The sequence below is a fragment of the Mesorhizobium qingshengii genome (assembly GCF_027563465.1).
Classification (GTDB): Bacteria; Pseudomonadota; Alphaproteobacteria; order Rhizobiales; family Rhizobiaceae; genus Mesorhizobium; species Mesorhizobium qingshengii_A.
This window is the reverse complement of sequence record NZ_JAPFQA010000006.1, coordinates 281,973-295,912: the sequence shown is the minus strand read 5'-3', so window position 1 is coordinate 295,912 and position 13,940 is coordinate 281,973. Positions and strand designations below refer to the sequence as shown.

The 13,940-nt window shown below is 62.7% G+C and carries 16 protein-coding genes; 11 read left to right on the top strand and 5 right to left on the bottom strand.

Annotated features, from left to right (window positions below):
• Nucleotides 1-31: 31 nt before the first annotated feature.
• Nucleotides 32-466, bottom strand: a complete 435-nt coding sequence (locus tag OOJ09_RS16630) for a hypothetical protein (RefSeq protein ID WP_269906212.1) — start codon at nucleotides 464-466, stop codon at nucleotides 32-34.
• Nucleotides 467-573: 107 nt separating this feature from the next.
• On the opposite strand from OOJ09_RS16630, the gene OOJ09_RS16625 reads away from it, so the two are divergent.
• Both OOJ09_RS16625 and OOJ09_RS16620 read left to right on the top strand, forming a co-directional pair.
• Nucleotides 574-924 carry a DUF952 domain-containing protein gene (locus OOJ09_RS16625; RefSeq protein ID WP_269906211.1) on the top strand — a complete coding sequence of 117 codons (351 nt, stop codon included), beginning with the start codon at nucleotides 574-576 and terminating at the stop codon, nucleotides 922-924.
• Nucleotides 921-2,000: a quinone-dependent dihydroorotate dehydrogenase gene (locus tag OOJ09_RS16620; protein ID WP_269906210.1), complete on the top strand. Its 1,080-nt coding sequence runs from the start codon at nucleotides 921-923 to the stop codon at nucleotides 1,998-2,000. Before OOJ09_RS16625 ends, OOJ09_RS16620 begins: the two co-directional genes overlap by 4 nt.
• Here OOJ09_RS16620 and OOJ09_RS16615 read toward each other — a convergent pair.
• Nucleotides 1,993-3,333, bottom strand: a complete 1,341-nt coding sequence (locus OOJ09_RS16615; protein WP_269906209.1) for an MATE family efflux transporter — start codon at nucleotides 3,331-3,333, stop codon at nucleotides 1,993-1,995. The two genes, OOJ09_RS16620 and OOJ09_RS16615, sit on opposite strands and share 8 nt — an antisense overlap.
• Before the next feature lie 121 nt (nucleotides 3,334-3,454).
• On the opposite strand from OOJ09_RS16615, the gene OOJ09_RS16610 reads away from it, so the two are divergent.
• The gene (locus tag OOJ09_RS16610; protein WP_269906208.1) at nucleotides 3,455-4,357 is read left to right on the top strand and encodes a histone deacetylase; all 903 of its coding nucleotides are present in this window, start codon (nucleotides 3,455-3,457) and stop codon (nucleotides 4,355-4,357) included.
• Nucleotides 4,358-4,361: 4 nt separating this feature from the next.
• Here the strand turns inward: OOJ09_RS16610 and OOJ09_RS16605 are convergent, their stop codons facing one another.
• From OOJ09_RS16605 to OOJ09_RS16595, 3 genes are all read right to left on the bottom strand, one after another.
• The gene (locus tag OOJ09_RS16605; RefSeq protein WP_269906207.1) at nucleotides 4,362-4,625 is read right to left on the bottom strand and encodes a DUF6460 domain-containing protein; all 264 of its coding nucleotides are present in this window, start codon (nucleotides 4,623-4,625) and stop codon (nucleotides 4,362-4,364) included.
• Nucleotides 4,626-4,749: 124 nt separating this feature from the next.
• Entirely contained in the window at nucleotides 4,750-5,592 is an 843-nt protein-coding gene (locus OOJ09_RS16600; protein WP_269906206.1) for a hypothetical protein, read from the bottom strand.
• Nucleotides 5,589-6,527, bottom strand: a complete 939-nt coding sequence (locus OOJ09_RS16595) for a hypothetical protein (protein ID WP_269906205.1) — start codon at nucleotides 6,525-6,527, stop codon at nucleotides 5,589-5,591. The genes OOJ09_RS16600 and OOJ09_RS16595 overlap by 4 nt, the downstream gene beginning before the upstream one ends.
• A gap of 459 nt (nucleotides 6,528-6,986) precedes the next feature.
• On the opposite strand from OOJ09_RS16595, the gene OOJ09_RS16590 reads away from it, so the two are divergent.
• From OOJ09_RS16590 to OOJ09_RS16555, 8 genes are all read left to right on the top strand, one after another.
• Nucleotides 6,987-7,604: an outer membrane protein gene (locus OOJ09_RS16590; protein ID WP_269906204.1), complete on the top strand. Its 618-nt coding sequence runs from the start codon at nucleotides 6,987-6,989 to the stop codon at nucleotides 7,602-7,604.
• A 198-nt stretch (nucleotides 7,605-7,802) separates the two neighbouring features.
• Nucleotides 7,803-8,168, top strand: a complete 366-nt coding sequence (locus OOJ09_RS16585; protein WP_269906278.1) for a hypothetical protein — start codon at nucleotides 7,803-7,805, stop codon at nucleotides 8,166-8,168.
• 67 nt (nucleotides 8,169-8,235) lie between these two features.
• A complete protein-coding gene (locus tag OOJ09_RS16580) occupies nucleotides 8,236-8,910 on the top strand; it encodes a response regulator transcription factor (RefSeq protein ID WP_269906203.1) in 675 nt (224 codons plus the stop codon).
• Nucleotides 8,907-10,337 carry a sensor histidine kinase gene (locus OOJ09_RS16575; RefSeq protein ID WP_269906202.1) on the top strand — a complete coding sequence of 477 codons (1,431 nt, stop codon included), beginning with the start codon at nucleotides 8,907-8,909 and terminating at the stop codon, nucleotides 10,335-10,337. The genes OOJ09_RS16580 and OOJ09_RS16575 overlap by 4 nt, the downstream gene beginning before the upstream one ends.
• A 166-nt stretch (nucleotides 10,338-10,503) precedes the next feature.
• Nucleotides 10,504-11,493 carry a glycosyltransferase family 2 protein gene (locus tag OOJ09_RS16570; RefSeq protein ID WP_269906277.1) on the top strand — a complete coding sequence of 330 codons (990 nt, stop codon included), beginning with the start codon at nucleotides 10,504-10,506 and terminating at the stop codon, nucleotides 11,491-11,493.
• On the top strand, nucleotides 11,486-12,187 hold the full coding sequence (locus OOJ09_RS16565) for a class I SAM-dependent methyltransferase (protein WP_269906201.1): 702 nt from the start codon (nucleotides 11,486-11,488) through the stop codon (nucleotides 12,185-12,187). Before OOJ09_RS16570 ends, OOJ09_RS16565 begins: the two co-directional genes overlap by 8 nt.
• A gap of 10 nt (nucleotides 12,188-12,197) precedes the next feature.
• Nucleotides 12,198-12,431 (top strand): hypothetical protein, encoded by a 234-nt coding sequence (locus tag OOJ09_RS16560; protein ID WP_269906200.1) that lies wholly within the window; start codon nucleotides 12,198-12,200, stop codon nucleotides 12,429-12,431.
• Entirely contained in the window at nucleotides 12,428-13,918 is a 1,491-nt protein-coding gene (locus OOJ09_RS16555) for a hypothetical protein (RefSeq protein ID WP_269906199.1), read from the top strand. Before OOJ09_RS16560 ends, OOJ09_RS16555 begins: the two co-directional genes overlap by 4 nt.
• Nucleotides 13,919-13,940 lie beyond the last annotated feature (22 nt).

Below are 13,940 nucleotides of genomic sequence, written 5' to 3'. Positions count from 1 at the left end.
CAGCGCGCCGCGTTTTCCCTGCTTTAGACGCTCATGTCTTCTGCGAGTTGAGCTGGGCGCCGCCGCCATTGTCCTTGTCCATATCCTTGACGATGCCCATGAAGCCGCGCAGGAAGCGCTCCATGTAGTTCATGGTCTTGTTGAAATCCTCCTCGCTCGGCAGTTTCGATTCGAGGCGGGCGGAGAGCGAATTCTCGAGCTTGGTGACGCGCTCGTCCATGGCCTTCATCGAGGTCTGCAGGCGATCGACCTCGTCCTGGAAAGCGGCGCGTTCGTCGGCCGCCATCTTGCAGACGAGCTGACCGGAACGCTCCTCGCAGATCGACATCGCACCTGTCCGCGTATCCATGCGGACATAGCCGTTATCCGACTTTTCCAGGCGATAGCGGTCGGTTTCTTCGGAAAAGGCGGATGCCGCGACCAGCGAAACGAGTGCGGCGGGGATCAAGATGTGCTGCAGACGCATGTTGTCCTCCATGGCCAAAGCCTGAAATATCGCATGTTTGCGCCGGAAATGGGGAAGACCCTTGGCGTGGCCTTTCCCGCGTGGCTGGTTCAGACTATAGCGCAACCATGTCTCAGATTATCTACAAGATAACCCCGGAAGCGCCTTGGCGCGAGGCCGAAACAGATGGCCGCTTCACCGGCGCACCGATCGATGTCGCGGACGGCTTCATCCATTTCTCCACGGCGGCGCAGGTCAAGGAAACGGCGACAAAGCACTTCGCCGGCCAGACCGGCCTTCTGCTGGTCGCCATCGACGGCGCCAAGCTGGGCGCCGCGCTGAAATACGAGGTTTCGCGCGGCGGTGCGCTGTTTCCGCATCTTTACGGCGTGCTGGACCTGAAAGCCGTGCGGTGGGTCCGACCATTACCGCTTGGCGCCGACGGCGCGCACCAGTTCCCGGCGCTGGAGGGCGAATGAGCGTGCTCGACCGGCTTGGCCAGAAGCTGCTGTTCACATTCGATCCGGAAACCGCGCATGGCCTGTCGATCGCGGCGCTGCGATGCGGCCTGCCGGTGACCGGGCGGCCGACGCGCGACGACAGGCTGAAGGTCAGCGTCCGCGGCATCGACTTCCCCAATCCGCTCGGCATGGCGGCCGGGTACGACAAGAACGCCGAGGTGCCCGACGCACTGCTTGGCCTTGGCTTCGGCTTTGCCGAGGTCGGCACGATCACGCCGCTGCCGCAGGCCGGCAACCCGAAGCCACGCATCTTCCGTCTGACGGCGGACGAAGCGGTGATCAACCGGCTGGGCTTCAACAATGAAGGTCATGCGGCCGCCGAAAGACGCCTTGCCGCGCGCAAGGGGCGTTCCGGCATCGTCGGCGTCAACATCGGCGCCAACAAGGACAGCACCGACCGCATCGGCGACTATGAGCGCGGCGTGGCGCGCCTTGCACCCTACGCCAGCTATCTGGCGGTCAACATCTCCTCGCCCAACACGCCCGGCTTGCGCAACATGCAGGCGCGCGAGCAACTCGGCGAATTGCTGTCGCGCGTCATGGCCGCACGCGCCTCGGCAACCGCGCAGCCGCCGGTCTTCCTCAAGATCGCGCCGGACCTGGTCGAGGCCGAACTGGAGGACATCGCCGCCGAGGTCACCGAGAAGCGGATCGACGGCGTGATCGTCTCCAACACCACCATCTCCCGTCCAGCGCTGCGCAGCGGCGACACCGCGCGCGAGACCGGCGGGCTCTCCGGCAAGCCGCTGTTCGAACGCTCGACCATCGTACTGGCCAGGATGCGCAAATTGCTCGGACCCGAGCTTGCCATCATCGGCGTCGGTGGCGTCGATTCCGCCGATACGGCGCTTGAAAAAATCCTTGCCGGAGCCGATCTCGTCCAGCTTTACACCAGCATGATCTATGCCGGCCCTGCACTGCCGGGCCGGATCGTCGCCGGAATGGCACGCATTGTCGAAACGTCGCGGCTCAAGTCAATTCGCGAATTGCGCGACGGCCACCTCGATCAATGGGCGACGAAGCCACTCAGCTGAACACCGTCCGCAGCCGCAGCCGCAGAATGGCCAGCAGGCTGAAGCCGCGCGCGAGCAGGAAGACGTGCAGCGCCGCCCACAGGCCGTGATTGCCGAATGCGGGCGCAAGGGTGAGCAGCGCGGCCACGAAAGCCAGGAACGACAGCAGCATCATGTTGCGCATGTCGCGCGACCAGGTCGCACCGATGAAGACGCCATCCATCTGGAACGCCAACACACCGCTCAGCGCGGTGAACGCCGCCCACGGCAGGTAGATGTCGGCCACTGACCGGACCTCCTCCGACGTCGTGACGAGGGCGACCAGATTGGCCCCGGCCATCAGCAGCACGAGGGTCGCAGTCCCGGCCAGCCCGAACCCCCAGAACAAGGTCAGCCTGACGGCCTGACGGAAGGGGATGGCCGCACGAGCGCCGACGGCACGGCCGGCGAGCTGTTCGGCGGCCGTGGCAAAGCCGTCGAGGAAATAGCCGGCGACGAGGAAGAAATTCATCAGCACGGCATTGGCGGCCAGCGTCACCGTGCCGAACTGCGCACCCTGGCGGGTGAACAGCGCGAAGGCGGCAAGCAGCGAGAACGAGCGGATCATGATGTCGCGGTTGAGCGACAGCATGCGCAGGAAGGCGGCCACATCGAGCAGGCGATGGCGCGGCAAGGGCGGCGTCGCCCGGAACCGTCTGACAACGATGGCGAGACCAAGCAGCATGGCAAGGAACTCGCCGGTGACGGTCGCCCAGGCGACGCCGGCGACACCCCAGCCGAGTTCCAGGCCGAGCAGGAAGCAGAGCGCGATGTTGATGCCGTTGAGGACCAATTGCAGGACCAGTCCGAGCCCGCCTTCGCCGCGCCCCAAGACATAGCCGAGGATGGCATAGTTGATCAGCGAGAAGGGTGCCGCGAGCAGCCTGATGCGGATGTAGACGGCCATCGCCTCGCTGACGCGCGGTTCGGCACCCATGAATTTTTGTCCGGCGATGGCGACCAGAGGAGCAAGCGCGGCGAGTATGATGCCAGCGACGACCGCGATCAGCACGGCGCGCCAGAACACCGCCTGTTCCTCCAGGGCGTCGCCGCGCCCGAAAGCCTGCGCGACAAGGCCGGTGGTTCCCGAACGCAGGAAATTGAAGGTGGTAAAGACCACGTCGAAAACAAGCGCGCCGGCCGCCAGGCCGCCGAGCAAGGCGGCGTCGCCGAACTGTCCCACAACCGCCGTATCGACCAGGCCGAGCAGCGGCGTCGTCAGATAGGCAAGCGTCATCGGCACCGCGATGGCGAGCACGGAACGGTTGGTGACGACAAAGGATCTCGCGTCGGCTGGGATTGCACCCTCGTCCAAAGGTCTTCTGCCTTGCTGTTTGCGGCTTGATCGGGCACCCGATGTGCCCCACTTTGCTCGCATCGCGCAATCATTCATCCGATAACGGCCAATCGATTCCCTGACCCTGGCGCGAGCTCTCATGCCTCTGCAGATCGTCCATCACCCCGACTATGACGCCGGCTTCGCCGTCAACCATCGCTTTCCGATGAGCAAGTACCCGTTGCTGATGGACGCCTTGCGCGCACGCGGACTGGCCGAACCCAACGCGCTCAACAGCGCCGAAGCCGCACCAGCGCCATGGCTGAAGCTTGCCCACGCGGCGGACTATGTCGATCAGGTGCTGGCCTGCACGGTACCCGAAAAGATCGAACGCGAGATTGGTTTCCCGGTCAGTCCCCGCGTCTCGCTGCGCGCGCGGCTTGCCACCGGCGGCACGATGCTGGCGGCGCGGCTCGCCTTGCGGCACGGCATCGCCTGCAACACCGCCGGCGGCAGCCACCATGCGCGGCGCGCGCAAGGCGCGGGCTTCTGCACCTTCAACGATGTCGCCGTCGCCGCGTTGATGTTGCTGTCCGAAGGCACGGCACAAAAAATCCTGGTCGTCGATCTCGACGTGCATCAGGGCGACGGCACGGCGGATATTCTGAGCGATGAGCCACGCGCGCTCACCTTTTCCATGCATGGCGACCGCAACTACCCCGTGCGCAAGATCGCCTCCGACCTCGACATCGCACTGCCCGACGGCACCGGTGACGCCGCCTATCTCGAGAGGCTTGGCGGTATCCTGCCGGAGCTGGCCGCCAAAGCGCGCTGGGATATCGTGTTCTACAATGCCGGCGTCGACGTCCATGCCGAGGACCGGCTGGGCAGGCTGTCGCTGTCGGATGACGGTCTTCGCGCCCGCGACGAGATGGTTATCCGCCACTTTCGCGCGCTCGGCATTCCTGTCTGCGGCGTCATTGGCGGGGGCTATTCGACCGATGTGGCCGCGCTTGCGGCGCGGCACGCCATCCTGTTCGAGGTGGCTTCGGGTTATGCCTGACGGTTCATTTGCGGTAGTTGGCGATCCTGAGCAGGATAAAGGCCGGCACCACGATTGCCGCACCCAGCAGGATGTAGCCAAGGAAGCGATCAAGGGCGTGGAAGCCCAGGTTCCATAGGTCGATGAAGAACTTCTGGATGCCGTAGAGCACGTCCATCGGCGACCAGCCGAAAGCGTTCATGACCAGACCGACGAGGAAGGACACCACGAGCAGCTTCAGGATAACCCTGAGCGGCGAATCGCCGAGAAAGCGCGTCAGTGCGGACAAGGCCCGTCTCCAGCTTCGGTCGCCCCGATTCGGGGAACAGGCCCCAGAGATACGCACTCGCCGGCCATCCATCAAGCCGGCGCGGCCTTCGCGTGGAACCAGGCACGTCGAGCCAGGAGCGTTGCTACGCTGTGACTGCCGCGGGAAGTCCGCACCGCTCGAGCATCTGACCGAGCGGCGAGCTCGCCGGAATGGCGCGGCCCTTCATCCACTGGCTGAGCGTATGGTCGAACAGGTGAATGCATAGGGTGCGCGGCGTTCCGATGTCCGCAAGCGAGAGGTCCGGATCCAGCAACATCGCGACCTGATGATGACTGATCGGGTAGAAGACGTCGATCGGCGCCGCAAGGTGAATGGTGCCGGCCTTGCGGGTGAAATAGGTAATCGCCTCGGGTCCCAGCTTGCCCCAGCTGTAGTTGGAGATATGGATCGGAAGGCCTATGGATTTCCGGAACTTGTAGCGCAGGAGTTTCGAGCGGACGAGCCACGGCACGATGTAGTAGGGATCTTCCGCGATGCTGAGCGCTTCCATCAGCGTCCGGCTGCCAACCGGCAATTTCAGCACGGCTCCATTGAGCTGGTCACTTGTCTGGTAGCCGAAGATGTAATCCTGTTTCGGGATCGGTCTGACACAAAACACGTCGCAATCGACATACAGCCCCAGCCCGGCTTGCAGGATCTTCAAGCGATAGAGGTTCGAAAAAAGCGACGGGCTTCCGTTCGACCGGTAATAGACGATCCGGTCCCTTGGCATCAGGTTCGAGGCATCGACTATCTCCACGCCGGGGGGAACGTTGCGTGGAATGTCGTAGCAATGAAGAAGCATCCGGTGACCCGCCAGCACGAAAGAGCGCAGGCAAGCTGCATGCAGATTGTCGAGGGAAGCGCCTATCCATACCGCATTGACGACTGGTTCAATGGGCGCCATTTGGCCTTCCTCTGGTAGCCCCGGATTCTTGGAGGTCATCCAGGCCCGATGCTCCTGATCTCAGCCACAAGATCGCGGACGATCCGGGCGGGCGCCCTCAATTCACGCATCGCGGCCCTGTACCCTGCCGCTCGCTCCTCAAGGGTCGGCATTGCCTGGCAAACATCCCTGAGGAGATCGAACCCGCGGGCGGTGTACGGTCGAAAGTACTGTCCCGCAGTCGCGCTCAGTGACGTCGCAGGCACGCCGACAGGCACGCAGCCGGCATAGGCACATTCGACATATTTCATCAGCTCGACATTGTAGCGCGCGCCGCAAAGGAAGAAGTGCGTGAACTGCGCCGCAAAGTTCACGAACCGCGCATGCGTAATGCCGTGTCGCGGTGGCTGCCCGTCCTCTGGATAGCCCGGATGATTCAAGTCAACGATGACCAGTCTCAGCCAGGGCAACCGGGAACGGCTGCGGCGCAAAGCGTATCGAAGTGGATACAAGGTTCTGGAGTTGCTTCCCGACAAAAAGATCCTGCGGCGGCGGCCCGCAAGGGGAATGTCGATCTCCCGCGAAGAATCGTAGGCATAGGGAAGGCGGACCACGCGAGAAACCCGAAGAAGCCGCATAAACGCCAGCACCGGACCTTCGGGATCGTAGGTCGTGGCGTAGTGAACACCGGGATGGTCGGCGCAGTCAAAAATGAACCTGGTGCAGGGATTGGTCGTTGCCGGCATATCCGGATCGCTGACCCGAAAGAAAAGAGGCGGCCTGCGGCTTGGAGGAAGTGCCAGATGCCTCGTCAACTGCTCGATATCGCCGGGTTCGAGACGATTGTCGACGATGGCGCAGTCGCAATCGCCCTTGCTGATCCGGCTGATCGGCCGGGACTCCCAGGAGAACGGCCTGGCGAAGGCGGGGCCGACACCGGGATAGATCGCCTTGTCGTACGCATGGGTGTCCGAATGGAAATAGACGATCCGCAAAAGCAAATTCCCCCGAATTGCCCTGGGCACCGCGAACCGCAGCCTTCGTTGTGAGGCCGATTGCCCGCGGATTTTGTACGCTGTTTCGCGAGAGCTGGGCAACTGGCGAGCCCGACATCTCGAACAAATGATCGGGGAGCGGGGCCTCCGGCTGAGCGTAATTGTTAAATATGGGTAAACAGAACTGCTTTAATTTATTGAAAATAAAGCAGAAAACCTTCGGTTTTCGGTTTCCCGCAATGTGCGTGCAATTTTCGACTGCGAGATAATCCACGTCTTTCAGGTGACTGGCCGTGCGGAGCTCTGGCCCCCACCGCAGCTGGCGAGAGCCAGTTTCCAGGACCGTGCAACCATCCCTGAGAGACACCAAATCGGAACCTGACCGCCCCAGGGGTCAGGCTCCACGGGAGTTAACCTGCGTATCGATTGCCGGATGCGCGTGCGTGTTGGAGTAATGCAATGTCCCCCAAAGCAATGATCCTGCTGACGGCAAATGCCCTTGCCGTGTGTCTTGTCGGGCCGGCGATGGCAGCCGACCTTTCGCCCACCTATAACGATCCCCCCGCCTTCCAGTGGAGCGGCGCCTATGTCGGTGTCCATGGCGGCACGGCGTTCACTGGAATGCCAAACCCGTTTGCCGGCAGGAATGGTCTCAGCGGCGGTATCCAGGCCGGCTACAACCAGCAAGTAGGCCCAGGGGTGCTGGGTGCCGAAATCGAAGGCTCCTATCTGGGCGGTGCCGAACACGACGTCCAGGGCGGCAGGATCAAGGAAAAATGGCGCGGTGCCGCCAAGGCCAAGGCAGGATTGAGCTTCGACCAGACGCTGCTGTTTGGAACCGGTGGCGTTGCCCTCACCAAATTCGACAAGGGCGACAACGTCAGCAGCGCCGATGGATGGAAGCTCGGCTACCTGGTCGGCGCCGGCATCGAGCAGGGTTTCGCCGGCGGCCTCTCGGCCAAGGTCGAATATGACTATGTCCGGACGCCCGGCGTCGAAACGACGTCGACCCTTGGCAAATCCAAGGAGACGATCGGCAGCCATGAACTGAAGGCCGGCATCAACTATCGGTTCTAGAAAGCAGACCTTGCGCGGCACCATAGGGGAACGGGTGCCGCGCAATTGCGTGCCTCTATCCGAGCTGGCGCTGACGCGCATCAACAGACCGTCTCCACCACGTCGTCCGTAATGTCGATGCAACCTTCGCACCCTAGGTGCCGTGGATGACCTTCATGATGGGAATCAGATATGTCCATGCCCGGCACAAATCGTCTTATGTGGATCTCAAAGGCGTTCTTCGTCGCCATCGTGCTGGCACTGACGGGGTGTGCCTCCGACATCATGAAGAACTACATCGGGCAGCCGGTCGAATCGGTCATTCTGGACTATGGTCCGCCAACCGCTGTTGTTGACCTCGGCCAAGGCGAGCGGGCCTATCAGTGGCGCAAGATCTCCACCAACGCGGTTTCCGGAACCTCCAGTGGCGAGGTTCGCCACACAAAACACGGAACGGTCTACGAAGAGACCGAAACGCCTGGCTATGTCGAGCGTCAGGAATGCTTTTACACGTTCTACGCCCGCGCCTCGGGCGGCCGCTGGTTCATCACCAATTTTCGCCAACCGAAGCTGGAATGCGAATGAATTGCCAGAGCCCGGGATCCCGTCCGGTTGCCTGTGCCCGTCTGGTTGCCCATGAAAGGGAATGCGCATGCGCATCCTGCTGATCGAGGACGAACCGGAAATGGCCTCGGTGCTGAAGACGGCGCTCGAGCGCCAGGACATCATCGTCGACCACGCCGCGACACTGGCCGATGCCGAGGCCGTGGCGCGGCTCGGCTATCATGACGCCGTGGTGCTGGACCGCCGCCTGCCGGATGGCGACGGCCTCAGCCTGATACCGCGCCTGCGGGCCCTGCATCTGGATGTGCCGGTGATAGCGCTGACCGCGCTCAGCGGCCTCGACGACCGCGTGGCCGGGCTCGACGCCGGCGCCGACGACTACATGGTCAAGCCGTTCGCCACGGTGGAACTGGTTGCCAGGCTCAATGCCTTGCACCGGCGCTCGTTCACCACACGCGCCAACCAGACGGTGGTCGGCCGCCTCACCTATGATTTCCGCCATCGCGAGGCGCTGGTCGAGGACCAGGCGCTGGAACTGCCACGGCGAGAACGGCTGGTGCTGGAAACGCTCATCCGCAGGCCGGGCCGGACCATCATGCGCGGCGCCTTGGAAGAAGCCGTCTACGCCCTCGACGACGAGATCGGCTCCAATGCGCTGGATGCGCATATTTCGCGGCTGCGCCGCAAGCTTGACGATGTCGCAGCCGGCATCGAGATCAGGGCGATCCGCAACCTCGGTTATCTCTTGCGGGCAGCCTCGTGAAGAAGGTGCGCGCGCGCTCGCTGCAGTGGGTCCTGGTGCGGCGGTTGATCCTGCTGCAGGCGGCGACACTTCTCATCTTCATCGTGCTGTCCGCGGCCGCGCTTTGGATCGCCAATCCGCGGCTGCTGATCGACAACGAGGCCGCCGTTGCCGCCATCAGGGGGGCGGTCGACCGTGATGGCAACGGCAGACTGATCGTCCATGAAACCGGCGAATTGGCGGCCTTTCGCCAGGGTTTCCCCAATGTCTGGTACATCGTTCGTGACGGCAGCGGCCAGAGCGTCCGCTTCGGCAACATCCCTGATGTCTACGCCAGGAATTTTGGTGACCTGCTGGGCGAGGCCGATCATGCCACCATCGGATTTTCCGAAGACGATTTGAGGCCCGAGGCCTATCTCGAAAAGGTTTCGACCAAGGCCGGCACGGTCCAGATCCTCGCCGCGACACGGTCGTCGCGGAACGAAACCGATGGCCTCGAAGTCAACATTTCAGCCACTGTCGACGTCGCCAGGAATCCCGACGGCAGCAGGAACTGGGAGAAAGCGCTTCCAGCACTTGCGGTCATCATCATCATCCTTTTGTTGCCGATTGTGCTTGTCATGGGAACCACGACCCTGGTGACGACACCTGCGGTGGTGCGCCGGTCCTTTGCCGGGCTTGTCGAAACCGCCCGCCAGGCAGCGCGCATCGATATCGGTACCCGCGCCATGCAGTTGCCGGTCAAGAACGTGCCTCAGGAAATCGCGCCGCTGGTGCATGCCTTCAACCAGGCGCTGGCCCGCCTTGCGCAAGGTTACGACCGGCACAACCGCTTCCTCACCGACGCGGCACATGAACTGCGCACGCCGATCGCCATCCTGCGCACGCGCGCCGAATTGCTGAAGCAGGAGCCGCAGAGCGCGCGCCTGCTGCACGACATCGAACGCCTGTCGCATCTTGCGCAACAACTGCTCGATCACCAGTTGCTCGACCGCCCGGCGGACCAGTGCCGGATCATCGATCTCACCGACCTCGGCAGCCGGGTCGCCGCCGACTTCGCCCCACTCGCCATCGAGGCCGGCTACGACCTTGCCTTCGAACCCGCGCCCAACACGGCCCGTGTCGAGGTCAACGTCCTGCAGATCGAACGTGCGCTCGCAAATCTTGTCCGCAATGCCATCGACCATGGCGGTGGCAGCGGCACGATCACGATAGCGGTCGACGCCGCCGGCGGTGTCGAAGTCCGCGATGAAGGCCCGGGTATTCCGGTGGAGGAGCACGAGAATGTCTTCGAGCCCTTTTACCGTTTGCAGCCGCAGTCGCGCGGAGCGGGTCTGGGATTGAACCTTGCCAGGCAGATCGCCCTTCTGCATGACGGCACCATCCGGATATTGGCGGGGTCTTGGCGTGGCGCCCGCATCCGCATGGAGCTGCCGGTTCGTTCGTGACGGGCTCATGGCGTCAAAACGCATGGCGGAAAAGGGCACGCAGCCCGCGGCCACGGTCGATGCCGCCGGCTTATCTGTTTTCTAACCAATTGCCGCTATCCCCAGTCGAATAGCGGGAGCCAGGCTTTTGGTGGAAACGCAGAACATCACCACGCGACGCGCCGTCATGTTGTCGGTGGTCGTCCCGTGCTACAATGAACTGGATGGGGTAGCCGAACTTCATCGGCGGGTGACGGCCGCATGCCTGGAACACGGCCCTTCCTACGAGGTCGTGCTGGTCATCGATGGCGCGACCGACGGCACGCGCGAAGCCATTTTCCAGCTGGCCGAAAAGGACGACCATGTCGTCGCCATCGACCTTGCCCGCAACTACGGCCACCAGATCGCGTTGAGCGCGGGGCTCGAATTCTGCCGCGGCCAGCGCATTCTCATTCTCGATGCCGACCTGCAGGATCCGCCGGAACTGCTCGGCGCGATGATGGCGAAGATGAATGAAGGCTTCGATGTCGTTTACGGCCAACGGCTGACGCGCGACGGTGAGAGCTGGTTCAAGCTGGCCTCGGCCTCGATGTTCTATCGCTTGCTGGGGCGAATGGTCGACGTCGACATAGCGCCGAATTCCGGCGATTTCCGGCTGATGAGCCGCCGCGCTTTGGACCATCTCAACGCAATGCCTGAACGCTACAGGTTCATTCGCGGCATGGTGAGCTGGATCGGGCTGAAACAGGTGGCCTTTCCCTATGAAAGACACCGGCGCTTTGCCGGCACCACCCACTATCCGCTGAAGAAGATGGTTCTCCTGGCGATCGACGCGATGACCAGCTTCTCCATCGCACCGCTGCGGTTCGCCTCGCTGCTCGGCATGATGTTCGGACTTCTGGGGCTGGTCGTGCTCGGCTACACCCTGTTCGAATGGACCGCCGGAAACGTGTTGCCCGGCTGGACGAGCCTTGCCGCGATCATGCTGATCCTCGGCAGCGTCCAGCTCATGGTGCTTGGCATCTTCGGCGAGTATCTCGGGCGCATGTACATGGAGACAAAGCGGCGGCCGCTCTACTTCGTCAACGAGATTGTTTCGCGCGGCCAGGCAGCCGAGGACAACGACTTGCCAGTCCATCGCCTGCAGGAGATGGCAAAGAGGGCCGCGCGTGCTTGAGGCGGAGTTCGACCAGTTTGCGCGCGAGTATCAGGAACAGCATGCCGCGAGCATAAGGCTGAGCGGCGAAACGCCAGACTTCTTCGCCAAGTACAAGATCGACGACGTTGCCGCGACGCTGCGGCGGGCCGGTGTGAAACCGCGACGGATACTCGACTTCGGCGCTGGCGTCGGCAATTCGCTCGGCCATATGCGCAAGGCGTTTCCAGACAGCGAGATCGTCTTGCTCGATCCTTCGCGGGAATCGCTCGACATCGCCCGCAAGCGCTTTCCCGGCCAGGCCTCGTTCACGCATTTCGACGGCAAGACAATTCCGTTTGCCGACGGCAGCTTCGACCTGGCCTTCGCGGCTTGCGTCTTCCATCATATTCCCGAGGACCTGCAGATTGGATTGCTCGCGGAGATCGGCAGAGTGCTGGCCGATGGCGGCAGCTTCTTTCTTTTCGAACACAATCCGTGGAACCCGCTGACCACCCACGCGGTGAGAAATTGCGCTTTCGACGAGAACGCGGTCTTGATCGACTCCCGCGAGATGCGCAAGCGGATGGCCGCAGCGGGCCTTTCCAACACCCGCATCATCTACCGGATTTTCTTTCCCCGGCTGCTTGCCAGGCTGAGGCCGTTCGAGCGCTTCCTCACCAAGATTCCTGTCGGAGCCCAGTATTTTGCGCATGCGGTCAAGCCTGCCGTTTGACGATCCGAGGATGCTGCGATCTGGCGCCGTCGGGTTGTTGAACACGGCGCTGGGATACGCGGTCATCCTGGCCGGACTCGCGCCGGGCCTTGGCGACATCGTTTCCAATGCTGCTGGCCTTGTCCCCGGCTTCTTCCTCAACCGCCAAGGGACCTTCATCGAAAACCCGTTTGTCCATCTGGCGGGAAATGATCCCGAGTCCTCGACCGCAGTGAACGCGAAATGGCCTGGAGCCGCCATATGAGCCAGGCGGAAGCAATCGTGCCGGCAACGCCGTCGCTCGAGGACGCACAGCGGGCCAGGTTGATATTCTGCCTGTTGGTTGCCTGCGTCATAGCGGCGGTACTGGCTGCCTTTGCCAGCGCCCTCCTGCAGGATCCCGACAATTGGTGGCAAGTGAAGGTCGGACTGGATTTCCTGGCAAACCGGACGTTTCCGACGGCTGACCCCTACTCCCACACTTTTGCCGGCCAGCCATGGATCGCCAAGGAATGGCTTGGGCAGGTCCTGCTGGCGCTTGCCTACCGGGCGGGAGGCTGGAACGGGGTGGTCACGCTGATCATCGCCACGGTCGGCCTGACGGTCTTCCTGATGGGATGGTTTCTCAGCGCCTGGCTGAAGCCTATATTGGCGATAGCGCTGGCGTTCGTCGTGGCCTTCCTGATCGACCCGATCTATACGGCGCGCCCCCACGTCTTCACCTTGCCGATCATCGTCATCTGGACGGCGATGCTGTTTCGTGCGGCGCAAGAAGAGAAAACCCCGCCCTGGTGGCTGCTTGTGCTTGTCGTGCTGTGGGCGAACCTACACGCCACCTTCACCTTGGGCTTCGTCATCGCCGCCTTTGCCGGTCTCGATCTGCTGGCGCGCATCGGCCTGTCGAAACCCGTCCTCCTGGCGAAATGGGTCGCGTTCGGCCTGCTCTGCCCACTGGTCAGCCTGTTGCATCCCTATGGCGTGAAATCGATCCTGGCCACGCTCACCGTCGCCTATGGCAATGAGGCCGTGCCACTGATCCTCGAGTGGCGGCCCTTCAATGCTCAGGAACAGCCTTTTCAGGAAGTCGCGATGCTGGTGGCGCTTTTCGGGCTTTTGGTATCGCGGTTGCGGATTGGCTGGCCCAAGGCCCTGTTCATCATCTTCACCCTGCATATGTTCCTCGGCCACATGCGCTTCGTGTATCTGTTCTTCCTGCTGGTTCCGCTCGTGATCGCGGTCGAGGTGGCGCGGCAATACCCCTCGCTTTCAGCGACCGCATGGCTGGCGGAAAAGCGCGACGGGCTGGAAGAATTCTTCGCCAGGCGGTTCTACCCGATCTGCGGCGCGGCAACCGTCCTGCTGGTCGGTGCGGCCCTGGTGCTTGGCAGCGTGTATCAGGTCGCGCCGAGCCAGAAGACGTCGGCCAGCGGCGCGCTGGCATTCGCCGAAAACCATCATCTGTCCGGCAACGTGCTGAATTCCTACAATTTCGGCGGCACGCTGATTTTCCACGGGATCAAGACCTACATCGACGGACGGACGGACCAGTTGTTCCTGGGCGGCTTCACGAAGACCGATGACGAGATGGGGCACAGCGACGGCAAGCCGCTGCTGGAGGCCCAGCTGAAGAAATACGCCATAGGCTGGGCGCTGCTGTCGGCCGGCGACAGCCGCATTCCCTTCTTCGACGAACTGGGCTGGAAGCGCGCCTATTCGGACGATTATGCGGTGATCTACCTGCCCGGGGCCTGATCCCGCAGCGCCAGCGCGAATG